The sequence below is a fragment of the Rhodanobacter sp. FW106-PBR-R2A-1-15 genome (assembly GCF_058789735.1).
In genome coordinates this window covers 205,574-217,584 of record NZ_JBYTEM010000002.1, presented here as the reverse complement: position 1 = coordinate 217,584, position 12,011 = coordinate 205,574, and the positions used below count along the sequence as shown (strand labels likewise).

Genomic DNA, 12,011 nt, shown 5'->3' with positions numbered 1-12,011 from the left:
GGCCCGGCGGATTCGGGCACAACTTCGAAGGGCGGCAGGCTGAGGGAGTGTCAAAGCACACACCACTGCTGGAGCGTGCCATGGTTCCCTTCTTCGGTCTGCTGTTCTTCCTGTTCCAGATCCTGATCGCCTACGCCGCATGGCGGGCTGCGACTGCGAGCGACCGCGCTCGGACGATCCCCAAGGCTGCGGCGTGGTTCGCCCTGGTGGCGGCATCCGCATCCATCGGCAGCACGCTGAGCCGGTGGTTCGATCAGCCAACGATCGAGCGTCTCTGGTTGGCGATGGTCTACTGGCAGGAGCAGCCGGTGAAGGCCCTGGCAATCGGCTATGGGCTGACCGCCCTCGGCATCGTGTTCGCGGTCGGTGCTGGCGCGATCGGCACGCAGCTCTATGGTCGCGGCATTGCGCCCCTGTTGGTGCAGCGTGGCCGCAACCGCCGCCGCCGGCACTGATCGAGCGACGGAAGGCGCGCCCGAAAGCCGGTAGTTTCCAGCCACCGACGGATTGCCCGGCCGCTACCGTGATCGACATTCCCCTATCGGAGTGAGCCATGCCTGCTGCTTTTGCCCGCACCCTCGGACTGATTGCCGCCGCGATGCTGGTACTGTCGCTCTACGCGCCAACCGCGGCCTACGGCGAGTTGGCCATCTGGATCGCCTTGGCGGCGCTAGGCGTCCTGGTAGCAACGTACCCTGCGGTCGAGACGTCCGCCGCCTTCGCGGACTCACGCGTGTCCAGCACGCAGACCGCTGCGGCGCTGCCCCATGACGTGCGTGGCGTTCGCGCACGTGCGGCGATCCTCCTTCACCTTGAAGAGCGGCCTTCTCTGGGACTCCCGCTGGTTGCCGCGTTCATGCGGAAAGACCTGCCGGGCGCCTCGGAACTGACCCGCGAGGCCGCACCCGCGCTTCTGGCGCAGCGCGTGCGCGAGCTCACCGACCGGCGCGCGATCGAGCTGGCCGCGCTGCTGGGCCTTGACATTGACCCGGCCGCGCCATGAGCGCGCGCAAGTCCTGAGGCGACTACCATTCCCGCCGAACCATGGCGGGAGAGGTACATGAAACGCAAATACTGGCGCGAAGAGGACTTCCGAGCGGAGTTTTGCCGGCTGCTGGCCGAGCGCATGGGCTGGACGTTGGCCGAGTGTGAGGCGGCCTACGGTGAGCCAGGACACCGCTTCGGCGCGCAGCCGGCCGAGGCCGTCGAGGCCTACGTCGAAGCGTCCATGCGAGAGATGGACGGTCGTGACGCCCATAACTGAAAGGCCGTCCAGCCTCCTTCTGGCGTTTGGCCACTGAGGACACGCCAAGCCAAGCCACGATGCTCGCGCATAGCCGAAACGCAGGCCTGTAACCAGATCGTTTCGCAACTTCGGCGCGGCATGCCGGCCCCTATGATTTCCCTGTGGCCGCGCTCTCACACGTGACCTCGTCGAAAGACCTGGTACGGATCTATGCGGGCAGCATGATCCAGAGCGCACGTCGGCAGCCCCCATCCCCCTATAGGGGTCGCTGACGGTCCTCCGCAAGGAGGAGAGTGATTGCAGACTGGGCACGACGCCTCCCCCCTGTGGCGTGCTTCGGCGCATGGGCACCCCCTGACCATGCCGTGCCCAGCCTGCGATCTCCTCGCACTGATCCCGAGGAATCGTCCATGAAGACCAGCGTGCTCGACACGTCGCGCCTCCCTCGCCCCCACAGCGCCAAGCTCGTTGCGCATGCCGTTGGGTTTGGCGTCTTGGTCGGGATCGCCGTCCTCGTCGGTCAGCTCCTCTGGTCCCACGTAATGCCGCAGGCTCGCCCAGTCGACCTCGCGTCGCTTCCCACGTTGCTCGCCGCCGTGATGGCCGGCCTGCTGGCGTACTGCGAAGAGCGCTGGCCGGAGCGGACACTGGGCTTCCTTGGGCGCGCCGCGAGCCCGGTTCTCATCGGCGTGGTGATCGTTCTGGCGATCATCGTGGCCCCCTGAGCTGCTGCGATGGTTGAGTTCGCGATCGCCCACCGGGAGGGCCAGACCCGGGCATCTGGCTTCGGGGCCGACCTTCAGAGGGAGTGCATCGCCCAAGGCGGCGTGCCGTGGAACTGGATGCCTGGCGCATGACCACCAGCTCCCCGTCGCTCCTCCCTCCCGAATCGCCATTCGCCGGGCCGTCGCACGCCATGCTTGACGCCCAACAGCTCGCCACCGTCCGCGCCGCGGTGGAGTGGTACTTCCAGTCGGGCCTGACTGACTACCGCAGGCGACCACGAGACATTGAAGAGCTGGCCACGGCCTGCGGCGCCTGCGACGCCTTGGACGACGCCGGCCTCGTGCAGCTGCTGGGGCTCCTCGACGACGCCCGGAAGGTGACCTTCCCGCCGCGCAAAGCCGCCTGAGTCCGCACGCGACTATTGGCGAAACACCACGGGACGAACCGCTGCTTTCGCCGGCCTGTGCGTGCCTTGAAATCCTATCGTGACGCGATGTTGTCCATCGGTCCTTCCCATGCGTGCCCTCGTTGACCTCAAACCTGACGTCATCCTCGTACCTGGCCTCATGCGCAGCGGCGCGTCGATGACGGCGCTTTCCGACGCCGCGATGGCGCTCGGTCATCGCACGGGCCGACTGAGCTACAGCCGGCACGATGCCCCGGCCGTGATCCAGGCGCACCTGCAACAGGTGATTCGCGAGGCGCGCCGCCCCGTGGTCGTCATCGGTCACAGCTACGGCGGCGTCCTGGCGGTGAGCGCGTGCCGGCACTCGTCCGTCACGCAGCGAGTTCGCGGCATCCTATGTCTCGGCGCGCCGCTGCGCGGCAGCGCGCAGGCAAGCTGGCTTGCGGGATTCCGCGCCGGTCGTGCAGTGCTGGGTGCTTCGTCCAGCCTGCTGTGCGAGGGGCTCCCGTACCCGCGCGTCCCGGCGCGCATCGCCATGATCGCCGGCGAGCGGCCGCACACGGTTGGTCGTCTGGTCCGGACCCTGAAAGGGCCGAACGATGGAACGGTTAGCGTCGCCGAGACAGCGTGGCCGGGCCTCACGGAGCACATTCGCCTGCCGGTGACGCATCAGGGGCTGCTGACCGACCGGCACGTGCTGGCGCACCTGCAGGCGTACTTGGCCACCGGCTCGCTGCTCGGCGATGCCGGCGTCGCGGCGAGTGCCGCGTGATGCGTACGGAAATGCGGCTGACTTTGAATCCAACTGCCCGCGTCTATGGTGATTTCACCACTCACTGAGGCGACGCCCATGCACTTCCGAATCGCTCGCACCACTCTTCTGCGCCAACTCTCCTCCGTGGCAGGCGCCACGCAGCGCGGCGGCGCGATGCCGATTTTGGAGAATGTCCTCCTCAACTGCGAGGGCAGCCGCCTGACGGTCAAGGCCACCGATCTGGAGATCGAGCTGCAGAGCGTCGGCGACGTGTCGCAGGCTATCGCCGACGGTGCAATCACGGTGCCGAGCAAAAAGCTGATCGACATCGTGCGCGCGCTTCCGGACGCCGGCGAGGTGACGGTCAAGCTGTCGGCGGACAAGGTGGCGATCACCTGTGGCAAGGGCCGCTACACACTCTCCACGCTGCCAGCGACCGAGTTCCCCGAGGCGATGAAGGTCGAAGGCGCACAGGCGATCCGCGTCGAAGCCAAGGCGCTGCGCCGGGTCATGGACCGCGTGAGCGTGGCGATGGCCAAGGGCGACGTGCGCACGTACCTCAACGGCATGCTGCTCAAGGCGACGGGTGCGAGGCTCGAATGTGTCGCCAGTGACGGCCACCGCCTCGCGGTCGGCGAGGTCGATCTGCCCGAGCGCGTGGGCAAGGACTACTCGGCCATCGTGCCGCGCAAGGGCATCGCCGAAATCATCAGTCTCCTGCCGCAGGACGAGTCGGCCGTCACCATCGAGGCCGGTACGGGCCAGGTGCGCGTGGCCGTGGGCGACACGATACTGACCACGCGCTTGGTGGCTGGCACATTCCCCGACTTCGAACGCGTCATTCCGACCGGCTTCGCAGGCTCGGTGTCGGTGAGCGCGGGTGACCTGCGCGAGGCGGTGCGCCGCGCGGCGCTGCTGGCCGAGGCAAAGTACAACAGCTTGCGCCTGTCCTTCACCCCGGAGGGCATCCGTCTGCATTCCAAGAACGAAGGGCAGGGTAGCGCGAACGAAGACGTCGCCGCGCAGACGACGGTGCCGACGATGGATTTCGGCATCAACCACCACTACCTCGCCGATGCGTTGGATGCCTTCATCGGCGAAACGGCCTGCATCAGCGTGCGCGATGCGACGACGAGCCTGCTGGTCCACGCCGCAGACGATAAGTCCATCCGCCACGTGGTCATGCCGATGCGCCTTTGACCTGACCCCATGTGCCCCATCGCAGGGGCGCCGCGCCCGACGAGGAGCCACGGATGCCGGATTTCGAGCGATTGACACGCGGCTTGGAGCTGCATTTGGCCAAAGAAGATCCCACGCGACTCGCATACCTGCGGGGTCGAAATCACGGCCTGGACAAGGCACGCCGGCAGGCAAGCTGGCTCGCCCTCGTGGTCGCCATGATCGTTGCCGGCGTCGTTGTGGTTGGACGGTGACAGGCCGATGAAACGAGAGAGCATGAAGTCTCCAGCGGACCCGACCCCACGCCCGCGAAAGCGAACTCTGGTCGCAGCCGGCCTCCTCTTGGCGTTGGCCGGAGGTTGCTACCCCGTCGCGCGGGATACGTTGGCAAACTACCGCGCCGACAGGGCTCTGGTCGCGGCCGTGGAAGCCATCCACCCCGGTGGCGATCCCTGGGAGGCATTCAGCGCCCTGCAGCAGTCCGAGCAAAGGGCGCTGGAGGCCACGGGGGCAAAGTCACCCCGTGCGCGCGATAGAGTCACCGACCTCGAACGCCGCTGGCTGCGCGCGGCATTGGGGCAGGGAAACCTGGTCGCGGCGGCGGCGTTGTTCCCGGACCCATCGCGTGCGGACGCGCCCATCTTCGCACCGGCGCGCTTCGCGAAGCTGCGCGAGGAGAGCGTGGATCGGGTGCTCACCGCCGCGCACGCAGCTCTGAGGCGCCAGGCGCAGCCGACCTACACCGACCGTTGGATGCTCCACGCGGCCGCCAACATCCACGCCGCCGGTACCGACCGACCGCGCAACCCGGCGCAGGCCAGACAGCTGTATGCGGCCGCCTTCGCCGCGGGTGACACGCTAGCGGCGTTGGGTGCGGCCAGGATGGCTAAAGAGGCCGGCCTGGCGGCCGAAGCGTATCGGTGGGCTCTGCGCTGCACAGGTCCCTGCCGGACACCGGGATTCGACCTGTCCACGTACCAAGCGGGCCTGACCAAAGACGCCATCGCAAAGGCGCAAGAGGACACCAGATCATGACCGACGCCATCGTTGACGAGCCGTCGTTCCACAACGGTTACCCCCAGCTGCCGGGCCTGGATGACGCGTGGCAACCGCCCGCGCCCTCGGGCGTCGTCGTGGAGCCGAACGACGTCGCCGCGCTCGACCAGCTGAGCAAGATCCTCACGCACATACGCTACCTCGCGACAGCCCGCCCCGACGGCGCGTTTGCGCAGATTGAGATCCTGGCGGCGGCGATGGCCAAGACACCGCGGCTCCTCGCGGAGGGTGCACCCTTCGGGGCGCGCAGGACGCTTGAGCTGGAGCGAATGGCAGGCGAGCGCGCCTTGGCGATGGCCACCACCCAGAACGCGCCATCGGCATGCTCCGTCGATCGCGTCATTGCCGAACTCTTCGACCGCGACCAGCGCTACGCGTAGCCGGGACCCCTCCAGCGAAATGGCCCTCACACCACGGAGAACACCATGAACTTTGCACATGAACCGCTCACCGACGCCGCCGCGGACACGGAGCTGCGCGCACTCCTGCGATCGCCGGACTGCCGGATACTCCGCGTGGGCGGATTCCGCCAGAAGGTGATCGCTCAGTCGATGATGTTCATCGGGGCGGTGGTCGCGTTGGCAGCATGGTTCAACAACGCGACGCACCTCGCTGCAGTTGCCGGACTCCTTGCCGTCGCCGGCGTGACCTGGACCGCGATTGTGGCAGTTCACGAGGAATACGCGGAACGCTGGCGCGCGAAAATTACGTCGGAGTTCGCGGAAGCCCATGATTGCGACCTCAAGTATCTCCTGGAGATGAAGGAGAAGTACCACGAGATTGATGCCGCGATCCGCGACTGGACGGTGAAGGGTCTTACGATCCGGGAACGAGACGTTCGGGCGGTCCGAGCGTGGGTGTTCAAGGTGGAACCCGTGCGCGAGCGCGACCGCCTATTGCGCCAACTCCAGTCGTAGGCACGAGCCAACGCGCAGAACCGGGAGCCATCGAGGAAGGATCGAACAGAGTGTCCGCGATCTTCGACCCGCCGCCCCCGCGGGCATCCTTGGGACAAACCCGAGGAGTCACGCCATGCACCCGAACACCCGTCGCATACTCGAAGATCTGCAAGGCAACTATTCGCGCGTTGCCGCCAGCTACCGCCAACTGATCGCCGTCGCTCAGGAAGCGGACGCGTACGAATACCGTTCCTGCCCGGCGTCACTGCGCCCGTTCCAGCACTTCCCGCACGATCCGTCCACGGCTCTCGCCCGCATGGCGCGGCGCACGGCCGCACAAGTTGTCGAGGTTATCCGCTCCGAACTCGCAGGCGCCCAGCACCTGGAGCTGACCGGACACGAGGACATCGTGAGTCAATCCATCGACGAGTCGCAGGGCGTGCCGTCGGAGGACTTCAGTTGTGTCGAGCTGGGCGAGGCGCTGTATGCCGCGTTTGCCGACCGCGCTGCAAATATGACGATGTGCCAAGCGGCGGAGCGTGTGGTCGGCCACTTTGGCCTGTCCGCCGGCGACGAGCCAGCGCAGCGTCGCGGCAGCATCGTGCTGACGCTGCCTATGTACTGCGATAGCTGGGGTGGCCGGTTGACCTATTCGAATGACCGGACGCTCGTCGACGCCTGCCGGTCGCTGCAGGACGTGGTGCAGACGATCGACAGCGGCGTCGCCAACCGGATCGCCGACGGCATCCGCAGCCTGGTTGCGGCGGGCAACCTCAATCGCTGGGCGCCCGAGCGCCATGCCTACGGCCCCATCGGGCCGATCGAGCTGCGCGCCTATCAGCGCAAGGTTGAGTTTCTGATTCCCCTCGATCTGGCATCGCAGATCAACGCTTTCCTGAGCGAGCACGCGCCGAGCCTCCGGTCGGTCCCGCTTAGGGCTGCATAACCCGGTTTGGTGGCGCCCCAAGGGCGAGGTAGGTTGATCGAAGGTGGGCGCCGGGGACGGCGCCGGATGGTGGAAGGCACGGAGCGGTTGAGCCCGCACAACAAGGACGATCGGTCGCCAGGGAAGGTGGCAGGAGGGCTCGCGCTGTGGTGGCGCGAGCCCTCGCTGTTTCCGCAGTCAACTTCGGGCCACGCCGTCCGCGTCTACGGTGGAAAGCATCTTCACCGACCATCAGGAGCCGACATGCTGTCTAACGAGATCACGCAGGGGTCAATCGCGTTCCCGGAGGAGGGTGCATTCCCGCAGGATGGCGCAACTCACGGTGCTCGTGAGGTTCTGCTCGCCGAGGCACGAATGCTCGACGCGTCGCACGCCGAGCTGCAAGCCATCATGGATCGAGTGACCAATGAGCTGGAGGAGAACCGCTGTGCCTCCTTTACCCGGTTCGACCCGATGGCCCGGTCGGATGGGATGCACTGCGTGCCGTCTCGGCTCTTCATCCGCATGGTGGAACGGGTAAGCGAGGTGCTCTCGCCGTCGGACACGCCGCTGTCGTTGGAGGTCGATGACCTCCGTGAGTATTACTTCACCCACAAGTCGCTGGCCGCTCGTGCTCCCTTCACCTGCGTTGATTTGGTCGAGCGTCTGGTGGCGCGGTTTGCGCCACGTGCCACGGAGATTGCGCATGAGCAGGCGGCGGAGAAGTTCGCGCGCGTGTTCGGTCTGAGGTACCAGAAGGAGACCAAGCCGGTCTCCGGGCGGTTCGTCCTGGAGCACGGCGCCAGCACCGACGGCTTTTGGTCGCCGGCACGCTACAGCTTCACCAGCCAGAGCAGCATCCGCGCGCACCTCGACGCGCTGGCCAACTGCCTCCCGTTCGCGAACCCGGACATCGACGCCGACAACGTCCGCCAGTCAGTCCGGGGCCTGCTCGAGGACTTGGAGCTGCGTAACTGGACACCGGGGCGCGACTTCCGCGGCGAGGTGGCAGGCATCCAGATCCGCCTGTTCCAGTCGTCCGTGAAATACCACTTCCCCCTCGCTCACGTGCAGGCGCTGAACGTGTTCTGCGTGCAGCACGCGCCCGAGTATTTCGCCGGGAACTGATCTGCCCCGAAAGGGCGAGGAAAATCCCTGGCCTTTCGCCGGGTCGTGCACCAACCCAAAGGAGAAACTAGAAAGATGCAATCAAGCCCCAACGCCTCCGCGCGTGCCAAGCGCCTCGCCATGATTCGCGCCGCGGCGGAGCCGGCCCAGCCTGAAGCCACTGCGACCAGGCAGCGGCCGACCGGCAAACCGCGCGGAAGCACGCCGTCGGTGCTCCCACGCTACGACGGCCCGCATCGGGCCTTGCCCAATTGGAATTACGCCGTGCTGCGCGGCGGACATTGACCGGAGACGACACGCAATGCTGCCGAAGAACATCACCCTCTTTCGGATCTCCGAGGCCGTGGCAAAGGACCTCGACCGCCTGCCCGAAGCTCTTCCCGAGCATCCGCTGCGAGAGTGCGGCCCGCTCGAAGTTCACACACGCGGGTTCGTGAGTCCGACCGGGACGGAGGGCGAGTTCTCGACGAAGGTGGGCGGCGCGGTGCTTCTGGCGCTGGCCAGCGAGTCGAAATTGCTGCCGGCCTCTGCGGTCAATCGCGCGCTGAAGAAGAAGGTGCTCAAGATCGAGGAGGAGGAAGGCCGCAAGGTCGGCGCACGCGAGCGAAAACGCATCAAGGACGATCTCGTCACCGAAATGCTCCCTCGGGCGATCATCCAGCCTGGGCGCACCGACGCATGGATCGACGTCAAGCGCGGGTTCGTGTGCGTAGACAATGCCAGCCGCAAGAGCGCGGAGTCGTTCCTGACGAGCGTGCGGGAAGCGCTGGGTAGCTTCCCGGCGCTTCCCATGGCACCGGAGAACCCCGTGCGGGCCATTCTCACCGGCTGGCTGGCCTCTGGGACGCTGCCGGAGGGCTGGTCGCTTGGCGACGAGTGTGAGCTCAAGGACACCTCCAGCAGCAAGGGCGCCGTGTGGCGCGGGCGGCGCGAGAGTCTGGATAGCGAAGAAGTGCGCGAGCACTTGCGCGGCGGAAAGCAGGTGACGCAGTTGGGCCTGGTCTACCGCAACCGGCTATCGTTCGTGCTGGACGAGGCACTGGTCGTGCGCAAGCTCGACTTCCTCGACGTAGCGATGGTGGATCTCGACGCCGCGGCGGAGCGCGCCGAGGGGGACCTCAAGCTGGAGACCGAGGCTCGTGCAATGTTCGTCCACGGGGAAGTGGGCGAGCTGCTCGATCAGCTGGACGCCATCTTCGGCCTGGGGCGGCCGAGCAGCGACGCTGTTCTCGACCAGGCGGTCAAGGAGAACAGGACGGCCGAGCTGGAGTTCGCGCCGGCGGTGGCCCCGGATGGTGACACCGATGCTGCCACGCTTGCGGCGGCAAAGCAGGTGCTTCTGGCCACCGGAAAGGCGTCCATCTCGGCGGTCCAACGCACCTTGCGCATCGGGTACAACCGCGCGGCGCGAATCCTCGAGGCGTTGGAGGCGCAAGCCTTCGTCTCGCCGCCGGACGGAACAGGGACGCGGACCATCCTCGCCGGCGAGCTCCTCAAGGGCGTGAGCGGTGAGAGCCGTCGCGCGGAGCCGGTCCAGTGAGACGCGCCGGTATGCTGATGCTGCTCGGCGTGGCGGTCCTTGCAGGGTGCCAGAGCGAGCCGCGGATCCAGCCGCGCGAGGGCCAGACCTTGGAGGCGGCGATCGACGCGGCGATCAAGCGTGCGCCGCGCCGCGAGGTCGCCAGCGCGACGAAGGCCCGTGACGCCTTCGTCGAGGCTTTCATCAGGCACCCGCATGCAGAACTGCCAGCTGCCACCGCAGTGGTCGGCATGCCGCTGGATGAGTTCATCCGCTTCACCACGCGCACGCTGGGGAACGTCGACAACCAGGTCCATGCACCGGCCGCCGATCCCGCCGCGCCCGATGCCGTGCGCAACGCATCGGTCCTGCGCACGCTGCAGTTGGACAAGGAGCTGCTGGAGCTGGCCCGCGCGCAGGCCTACCAGGACGGCCTATTCACCGTCGACCAGTTCGAGTGGCCCAAGCCTGCCTTTGTGCCGCCGGCCGAAGGGGCATTGGGTGTGGACGATCATGCGACGTTCGTCTTCACCTTCGTCAACCGGACCGACATGGACGTCTACAATCCAATCTTCCACCTGCGGGTGACCCTGCCGTCGGGCGAAGTGGTCTTTGACGAGAACCTCAAGGGACCGGACGAAAAGCCAAACGAGCGCACCCCCATTACGCCTGGGCAGCCGACGCTGCTGCAGTTCACCTGCTGCAACATCGCTACCGCGCCGCTGTTGAACCAGGTGATGCACGAGCTGCCGCTTGGCGCTCAGTTCGACTACACACTGGTGTCCATCGACGACTTCACGCGCAGGAACAAGCTCGACACAAAGGGCTTCACGAGTGAGCGTTACGCTCGATACAAGGCGATCGACGAGTGCATCGCCGATATGGAAGGCCGGTTGGCCAGTTGGACGCCGCAGTCGGCGAGCGCAGCGTGCCGCATCGAGCGGGCAGCCGGCGACAGCCCCATGAGTTCCCGTCGGCGCTGAGCCGAAGTCTCGGGACCACTATGACCCGTCCGCCCGGGCGGGTACGAGCACGTAGGAGCCGAGCAGGACGCCGGCGCTGACGAGGGATCCGAGGGAGACGCCCTCGGTGAGATCCCGGCCTGTGGCCACGCAGGAGATCAGCGCGGCCGCGACGCCGACAAGCACCGAGATCCCGATGCGCAGATTGATGGCGAAAGCGGACTCAAGACGCATAGATGTTCCGGATACGACAAGGCCCGCGCGATGCGGGCCTTGTGCAAGACACAGGTGGGGGTCAGGGAGCGGAGGCGGGATTCTTGGCTTTCTTCTCGCCCTGCTGCAGCTTGCCCAGCAGGGCGGCCGGCGGCAAGAAGCCGCCGAGCTGGCGGCCCGTCTGGTCGTAGATCGCCGGGGTGCCCTCGATGCCGAGCTTGTCGCCCAGTTCGTACATCTTCTCGATGTCGGCGCCGCGCGCGCAGCTGGCCGGCGGCACCTTGCCGCCTGCAACCACGGTGTCGTAGGCCGCCTTCGGGTCCTTCGAACACCACACCGACGTCATCGTGGCCATCTCCGGCGACTGGACGCCGCCGCGGGGAAAGGGCACGTACTCGATGGCGATGCCGGCATCCATGTAACCCTGCAGGTTCTTCTGGATCATGTGGCAGTAGGGACAGCCGGTGTCGGTGAAGACGGTGACCGTGTACTTGGGGTTCTTCGGCGAGAAGACGATCTTGTCTTCGGCTGGAATGGTCTTGAGGAGCTCCAGGCGCACGTCGCCCAGGGCCTCGTCGGTCAGGTTCCGGTGGGTCTGAGTGTCCAGCAGCACGCCGTAGAACAGATAGCGGCCATCGTCCGTGGTGTAGAGCACCGAGCCGTCCGCAACCACTCGCTTGAGGCCGGCGATCGGCATGTCGTCGATCGAGCGGATGACGGCCTTGTCGTTGATGGCACGGACCGTCTCGCGGATCGCTGGGTGATCGGTCGGCGCTGCGGTGCCGGCGAAAACAGTGGCCGAAGCGGTGAGGGCGAGGGCGCAGGCAATGGCGCGACGGGCGAGACGTGTGAAGATGGGCATGGGCCGTCCTTTGGGGTTGAGGGAACGCCGGCCTTGGCGCGGCGGATGGTCAGAATAGGCGGCGCCGATCCGTTGGCTGCGCTGAAACGCCCGCAATTTCACGGCCCGTTTCCCGGCCACGTGCACACCCTCGGCC

Annotated in this window: 16 protein-coding genes and 2 pseudogenes; 16 read left to right on the top strand and 2 right to left on the bottom strand. The window is 66.7% G+C overall.

What is annotated here, in order from left to right:
• The first annotated feature begins 80 nt into the window (after positions 1-80).
• The 16 genes and pseudogenes from AC3WTD_RS02215 (at position 81) to AC3WTD_RS02140 (ending at position 10,821) form a co-directional block, all read left to right on the top strand.
• Positions 81-455 carry a hypothetical protein gene (locus tag AC3WTD_RS02215; RefSeq protein WP_235645386.1) on the top strand — a complete coding sequence of 125 codons (375 nt, stop codon included), beginning with the start codon at positions 81-83 and terminating at the stop codon, positions 453-455.
• A 98-nt stretch (positions 456-553) separates the two neighbouring features.
• Positions 554-1,003: a hypothetical protein gene (locus AC3WTD_RS02210; protein ID WP_235645388.1), complete on the top strand. Its 450-nt coding sequence runs from the start codon at positions 554-556 to the stop codon at positions 1,001-1,003.
• Between the two features lie 57 nt (positions 1,004-1,060).
• Positions 1,061-1,264 (top strand): hypothetical protein, encoded by a 204-nt coding sequence (locus AC3WTD_RS02205; protein WP_235645389.1) that lies wholly within the window; start codon positions 1,061-1,063, stop codon positions 1,262-1,264.
• A gap of 392 nt (positions 1,265-1,656) precedes the next feature.
• A complete protein-coding gene (locus AC3WTD_RS02200) occupies positions 1,657-1,971 on the top strand; it encodes a hypothetical protein (protein ID WP_235645390.1) in 315 nt (104 codons plus the stop codon).
• 128 nt (positions 1,972-2,099) lie between these two features.
• Positions 2,100-2,378 carry a hypothetical protein gene (locus AC3WTD_RS02195; protein WP_492612779.1) on the top strand — a complete coding sequence of 93 codons (279 nt, stop codon included), beginning with the start codon at positions 2,100-2,102 and terminating at the stop codon, positions 2,376-2,378.
• Between the two features lie 109 nt (positions 2,379-2,487).
• Positions 2,488-3,150, top strand: coding sequence for an esterase/lipase family protein (locus AC3WTD_RS02190; protein ID WP_235645392.1), 663 nt, complete (start codon positions 2,488-2,490; stop codon positions 3,148-3,150).
• A gap of 78 nt (positions 3,151-3,228) precedes the next feature.
• A complete protein-coding gene (dnaN, locus tag AC3WTD_RS02185) occupies positions 3,229-4,332 on the top strand; it encodes a DNA polymerase III subunit beta (RefSeq protein WP_235645393.1) in 1,104 nt (367 codons plus the stop codon).
• A 53-nt stretch (positions 4,333-4,385) separates the two neighbouring features.
• The gene (locus AC3WTD_RS02180) at positions 4,386-4,565 is read left to right on the top strand and encodes a hypothetical protein (RefSeq protein ID WP_235645394.1); all 180 of its coding nucleotides are present in this window, start codon (positions 4,386-4,388) and stop codon (positions 4,563-4,565) included.
• Between the two features lie 130 nt (positions 4,566-4,695).
• Positions 4,696-5,346, top strand: coding sequence for a hypothetical protein (locus tag AC3WTD_RS02175; protein WP_235645395.1), 651 nt, complete (start codon positions 4,696-4,698; stop codon positions 5,344-5,346).
• Positions 5,343-5,747 carry a hypothetical protein gene (locus tag AC3WTD_RS02170; protein ID WP_235645396.1) on the top strand — a complete coding sequence of 135 codons (405 nt, stop codon included), beginning with the start codon at positions 5,343-5,345 and terminating at the stop codon, positions 5,745-5,747. The genes AC3WTD_RS02175 and AC3WTD_RS02170 overlap by 4 nt, the downstream gene beginning before the upstream one ends.
• 45 nt (positions 5,748-5,792) lie before the next feature.
• A complete protein-coding gene (locus tag AC3WTD_RS02165) occupies positions 5,793-6,284 on the top strand; it encodes a hypothetical protein (protein ID WP_235645397.1) in 492 nt (163 codons plus the stop codon).
• Between the two features lie 115 nt (positions 6,285-6,399).
• Entirely contained in the window at positions 6,400-7,212 is an 813-nt protein-coding gene (locus AC3WTD_RS02160; protein WP_235645398.1) for a hypothetical protein, read from the top strand.
• Between the two features lie 243 nt (positions 7,213-7,455).
• The gene (locus AC3WTD_RS02155) at positions 7,456-8,319 is read left to right on the top strand and encodes a hypothetical protein (protein ID WP_235645399.1); all 864 of its coding nucleotides are present in this window, start codon (positions 7,456-7,458) and stop codon (positions 8,317-8,319) included.
• Positions 8,320-8,620: 301 nt separating this feature from the next.
• Positions 8,621-9,511, top strand: a pseudogene (locus AC3WTD_RS02150) (recombination-associated protein RdgC); the annotation flags it as partial.
• Positions 9,512-9,670: 159 nt separating this feature from the next.
• A pseudogene (locus AC3WTD_RS02145) lies at positions 9,671-9,859 on the top strand (DNA translocase FtsK); the annotation flags it as partial.
• Positions 9,860-9,870: 11 nt separating this feature from the next.
• Positions 9,871-10,821, top strand: a complete 951-nt coding sequence (locus AC3WTD_RS02140) for a hypothetical protein (protein WP_235645401.1) — start codon at positions 9,871-9,873, stop codon at positions 10,819-10,821.
• 18 nt (positions 10,822-10,839) lie between these two features.
• Here AC3WTD_RS02140 and AC3WTD_RS02135 read toward each other — a convergent pair whose 3' ends face one another.
• Positions 10,840-11,034 carry a hypothetical protein gene (locus AC3WTD_RS02135; RefSeq protein ID WP_235645402.1) on the bottom strand — a complete coding sequence of 65 codons (195 nt, stop codon included), beginning with the start codon at positions 11,032-11,034 and terminating at the stop codon, positions 10,840-10,842.
• 61 nt (positions 11,035-11,095) lie between these two features.
• Positions 11,096-11,977 carry a DsbC family protein gene (locus tag AC3WTD_RS02130; protein ID WP_235645404.1) on the bottom strand — a complete coding sequence of 294 codons (882 nt, stop codon included), beginning with the start codon at positions 11,975-11,977 and terminating at the stop codon, positions 11,096-11,098.
• Positions 11,978-12,011: the final 34 nt, after the last annotated feature.

Excerpts from the sequence above, each read along its gene's own strand:
- AC3WTD_RS02215 (WP_235645386.1), top strand. The coding sequence starts at position 81 with ATGGTTCCCTTCTTCGGTCTGCTGTTCTTCCTGTTCCAGATCCTGATC.
- AC3WTD_RS02210 (WP_235645388.1), top strand. The coding sequence starts at position 554 with ATGCCTGCTGCTTTTGCCCGCACCCTCGGACTGATTGCCGCCGCGATG.
- AC3WTD_RS02205 (WP_235645389.1), top strand. The coding sequence starts at position 1,061 with ATGAAACGCAAATACTGGCGCGAAGAGGACTTCCGAGCGGAGTTTTGC.
- AC3WTD_RS02200 (WP_235645390.1), top strand. The coding sequence starts at position 1,657 with ATGAAGACCAGCGTGCTCGACACGTCGCGCCTCCCTCGCCCCCACAGC.
- AC3WTD_RS02195 (WP_492612779.1), top strand. The coding sequence starts at position 2,100 with ATGACCACCAGCTCCCCGTCGCTCCTCCCTCCCGAATCGCCATTCGCC.
- AC3WTD_RS02190 (WP_235645392.1), top strand. The coding sequence starts at position 2,488 with ATGCGTGCCCTCGTTGACCTCAAACCTGACGTCATCCTCGTACCTGGC.
- dnaN (WP_235645393.1), top strand. The coding sequence starts at position 3,229 with ATGCACTTCCGAATCGCTCGCACCACTCTTCTGCGCCAACTCTCCTCC.
- AC3WTD_RS02180 (WP_235645394.1), top strand. The coding sequence starts at position 4,386 with ATGCCGGATTTCGAGCGATTGACACGCGGCTTGGAGCTGCATTTGGCC.
- AC3WTD_RS02170 (WP_235645396.1), top strand. The coding sequence starts at position 5,343 with ATGACCGACGCCATCGTTGACGAGCCGTCGTTCCACAACGGTTACCCC.
- AC3WTD_RS02165 (WP_235645397.1), top strand. The coding sequence starts at position 5,793 with ATGAACTTTGCACATGAACCGCTCACCGACGCCGCCGCGGACACGGAG.
- AC3WTD_RS02160 (WP_235645398.1), top strand. The coding sequence starts at position 6,400 with ATGCACCCGAACACCCGTCGCATACTCGAAGATCTGCAAGGCAACTAT.
- AC3WTD_RS02155 (WP_235645399.1), top strand. The coding sequence starts at position 7,456 with ATGCTGTCTAACGAGATCACGCAGGGGTCAATCGCGTTCCCGGAGGAG.
- AC3WTD_RS02140 (WP_235645401.1), top strand. The coding sequence starts at position 9,871 with ATGCTGATGCTGCTCGGCGTGGCGGTCCTTGCAGGGTGCCAGAGCGAG.
- AC3WTD_RS02135 (WP_235645402.1), bottom strand. The coding sequence starts at position 11,034 with ATGCGTCTTGAGTCCGCTTTCGCCATCAATCTGCGCATCGGGATCTCG.